This is a genomic window from Commensalibacter sp. A3DC (genome assembly GCF_047307945.1).
GTDB classification, from domain to species: domain Bacteria; phylum Pseudomonadota; class Alphaproteobacteria; order Acetobacterales; family Acetobacteraceae; genus Commensalibacter; species Commensalibacter melissae.
Genome location: NZ_JAXOQA010000100.1, coordinates 1 through 3999, shown reverse-complemented (window position 1 = coordinate 3999; position 3999 = coordinate 1). Strand labels below are relative to the sequence as shown.

At 36.7% G+C, this 3999-nt stretch carries 4 protein-coding genes; 2 read left to right on the top strand and 2 right to left on the bottom strand.

Annotated features, from left to right (window positions below; translation table 11 throughout):
- Positions 1–86: 86 nt before the first annotated feature.
- On the bottom strand, positions 87–662 hold the full coding sequence (gene pdxT / locus U0839_RS08560) for a pyridoxal 5'-phosphate synthase glutaminase subunit PdxT (RefSeq protein WP_155568990.1): 576 nt from the start codon (positions 660–662) through the stop codon (positions 87–89).
- 80 nt (positions 663–742) lie between these two features.
- Positions 743–1630: a pyridoxal 5'-phosphate synthase lyase subunit PdxS gene (gene pdxS / locus U0839_RS08555; RefSeq protein WP_155568989.1), complete on the bottom strand. Its 888-nt coding sequence runs from the start codon at positions 1628–1630 to the stop codon at positions 743–745.
- Positions 1631–2011: 381 nt separating this feature from the next.
- On the opposite strand from pdxS, the gene U0839_RS08550 reads away from it, so the two are divergent.
- Both U0839_RS08550 and U0839_RS08545 read left to right on the top strand, forming a co-directional pair.
- Entirely contained in the window at positions 2012–3442 is a 1431-nt protein-coding gene (locus tag U0839_RS08550) for a PLP-dependent aminotransferase family protein (RefSeq protein WP_413550477.1), read from the top strand.
- Between the two features lie 60 nt (positions 3443–3502).
- A complete protein-coding gene (locus tag U0839_RS08545) occupies positions 3503–3877 on the top strand; it encodes a VOC family protein (protein ID WP_413550475.1) in 375 nt (124 codons plus the stop codon).
- Positions 3878–3999 lie beyond the last annotated feature (122 nt).

Below are 3999 nucleotides of genomic sequence, written 5' to 3'. Positions count from 1 at the left end.
TAAATAAAAAAGCCAGCAATTACTTCATCATGCTGGCTTTTTTGCATTGAAAAGAAAACAAAGGAACGGTTAGCTTATAAATTTCATCAACTTTCAATTTTGGACATAAAATAATCCATAACCTGATTGTTTTCCGTCAATTCGGGATGAAAAGAACAAACTAGAATATTGCCTTGTTCCGCCATAACGATTTTTTTATCATATTCCGCCAGGACATTGACATCTTCACCAACTGAAGCAATATAAGGGGCGCGAATAAAAACGGAAGGAATATTTTTTCCTATATTCCCTATATCCAAATCAACTTCAAAACTGTCAATCTGACGACCGAAACCATTACGTGTTACGGCAATGTCGATCAAATTTAAAGGTTTTAATTTCTCTCCACCATCTGTAATAGAGGAACCACACAAAATTAAGCCTGCACAAGTACCAAAAACCGGATTTTTTCTTGCAAAATCACGTATTGGTTCATAAAGTCCAACTTCTTGTATCAAACGGCTAATTGCTGTTGATTCACCACCAGGTATAATCAATCCCTTTACCAGTTTAAGATCTTCTGCTGTTTTGATCTCAATTCCCAAAGCACCCAATCCCTGCAACTGGGCAATATGCTCACTCACTGCTCCTTGTAACGCAAGAACCCCAATTTTTTTATGCATTATAATTCATATATACCTTTTTAATCAACATTATAAAAATTCCTATAAAGGGGAAATTCAAATTTCCCCCTTCCCAAAACCTAGTGGGACCGTTCTTGCATTCGTTCATCCACTGATAATTTGCTCATTTCAATACCCTTCATTGGCACACCCAACCCTTTGGATAATTCGGCAATCAATCTGTAATCTTCATAATGAGTTGTGGCCTGAACAATTGCACGGGCAAATTTTTCGGGATTTTCTGATTTGAATATACCGGATCCAACAAAAACGCCATCAGCACCCAATGACATCATCAAGGCCGCATCCGCAGGTGTTGCCACACCACCCGCAGCAAAATTTACAACAGGTAATTTGCCAAGTTGTTTAACCTGTTTAACCAATTCATAAGGTGCACCAAGATCACGTGCATATACCATCAATTCATCGTCTTTCAATCCCATTACATGATGAATTTGTGACTGAACCTTGCGCATATGACGTACAGCTTCAACAATATTACCTGTGCCCGGTTCCCCCTTGGTTCTTAACATAGAGGCACCCTCTCCGATACGGCGCAACGCTTCACCTAAATCACGGCATCCACACACAAAAGGCACTGTATATTCACTTTTCAGCAAATGATATTCATCATCTGCAGGTGTAAGAACCTCGCTTTCATCAATATAATCAACACCCATCGCTTCAAGTACGCGAGCTTCGGCAATGTGACCAATCCGGGCTTTTGCCATTACAGGAATAGTCACCGCTTTCATAACAGCCTCGACAATAGTTGGATCAGCCATACGAGCCACCCCTCCAGCAGCACGGATATCAGAAGGAACCCGTTCCAGAGCCATCACGGCAACTGCACCCGCTGCTTCTGCTACCTTTGCCTGTTCTGCATTCACAACATCCATAATGACCCCACCCTTTTGCATTTGGGCCATACCACGTTTTACTCTTTCAGATCCTACTTTTTTATTCATTAATATATTCTCCGGTTTAAATTAAGATTATCATGCATAAACATTCAGGGAATTAAAACATCCAATTGGTATGATTCAAACCCATCCAATTTATATATAATCCTCACTTAAAAAGTGCCATGACTAATAACCAATGTCGGATCAACTGGAATTATAAATTTGACAAAAAGTTTCCCGTTTGTAGAAGGGATAATAGAAAGATCGTTCGATACCTTTACAACAAATACAATCGGCAATTTTGAAAGGGATATATTTTATAACCAAAAACCTAGCTTGATAATATCCAGCAATGGAAATAATTCCATAATGATAATAAAAAAATAATATAGTAAAAAAAATATTAATATTATATCATGTCTCTGTATTCAGGGTTTGATCATCATGTGGACTTTGTCTTCCTCTTCCAATAAACCGTTATATCAACAACTTATTCATCTTATTCAGCAAGCCATTATAAATGGTACCCTGGGTCCTGGTGAACGATTGCCTTCTGAAAGGCAGTTGAGCCATCTCCTGAACATCAATCGTTCAACTGTTATCCGTGCATTGAACGAATTGACAGATCGAAAATTATTAATTCGAAAAATAGGCAGTGGATCATATGTAAATCCGCTCAAACATGAAATAAATCTTTATCCATCAATGAATTGGTATCCTGTCAAATCGGTATATACCCAATATCAGCGAGATCCCTATCAAATTCATATACAAGAATTACGTAAAAAGGCTCAGGAAAAGCATATCAACCTTAATGATATGGCAACTGGTGATCTTGCACCTTCCCTTTTACCAAAAATTGATCCTACCGATTTACCCTGGCAACATGTTCTATCGTTAGAACAAGATGATGAAACTACTCTTCTAGGTCTTTATTCCTTTCGCCAGGCCGTTCAATATCATATGAAAAAACGTATAGGTATATCAGTTGACCTATCCGAAATTCTAATTACAACTGGAACTCAGCAGGCCCTTTTTTTATTGACTCAAACCTTGTTAGGACCAGGCGATCATATTGCGGTAGAAACCCCTTCCTCTTTTTTCCGACTTCCCATTTTTCAAGCTTCCGGTTTACGTGTTCATCCTGCTGCACTGGATCAAAATGGGGTGAACCCAGAAATACTCCAGAAATTGATTCGTAAACATCCCGTAAAAATGATTTTTTTAAATCCAGTTTTTCAAAATCCAACCGGTTCAATCCTTTCATCTTTTCGTAAAAAAGAAATCCTACGGCTTTGTCATGATAATCAAATTCCTCTTATTGAAGATGATGCATATAGCCTACTTTCGTTTGATGAGAATACTGATTGTAGATCTATCAAAATGTATGACAAATACAAACAGGTTATATATCTTGGTTCTTTATCTAAATATATTGGTAAAGCAATCCGTGTTGGTTGGATTATAGCCCCTCGTCCCATTATCCATCAACTTGCCAATGTTAGACGTCAAATCGAGGGTGGAATAAGTGTTTTACCACAATTACTTGCCCAATATTATTTAACCCATCAAATGGATAATCATTTCAATTTTTTACAGAAAAAACTTTCGAAAAAAGCAAAGAATCTATGTCATTGGTTGGATCAAAATTACCAATCTCTGTTCCAATTTCAACCTCCAAAAGGTGGACTTTATCTCTATTCAAAATGTCCTCCAGACAAAAACAAGGAATTGTCCACCCTTTTACAGGAATGGTTAAAACAAAAAATAATTATTGCAAAGGGTGAAGAATTTGGAGGGTCTCAAGAAGAGATACGATTTAATTTCTCTCATTTTTCTTCAAAAACAATCAAAAGATTAAAAAATTCATTGTGAAAAGGCAATATCAATTCTAACCTATTTATACAAATCAAGTAATTTTATAAGGAAATAAACATGTTATTCAGTCACATCTGCGTCGGCACCAACAATATAGAAAAAGCAAAGAAATTCTATGATGCTATTTTCAAGGTTATGAATCTTTCCGATTCAGGATTTGATAAAAAGGGGCGCCCTTTTTATGCGAAGGATGGTCAAAAACTGATTATTTGCAAGCCAATCAACGGACAGGCTGCAACTTATTCCAATGGTGGAACTATCGGATTTCAAATGAACTCTCCCGAACAGGTCAATCAATTCCATGCCACAGGAATAGCCAATGGTGGTGTGTCAATTGAGGATCCTCCAGGTTTACGCAAAGGAACAAATAAATATCTGGCTTATCTTCGTGATCCTGATGGAAACAAACTTTGCGCTTTTTATGAAGAATAGAATAGTTTCTTGAATGATTCAAAGTTTGTTACATATTATTTACAATCAATGTTCAATAATAATGAACATTGATCAAACATAAATCAATAATTTATTTATATTTTTAACAAACAGTTAATAGT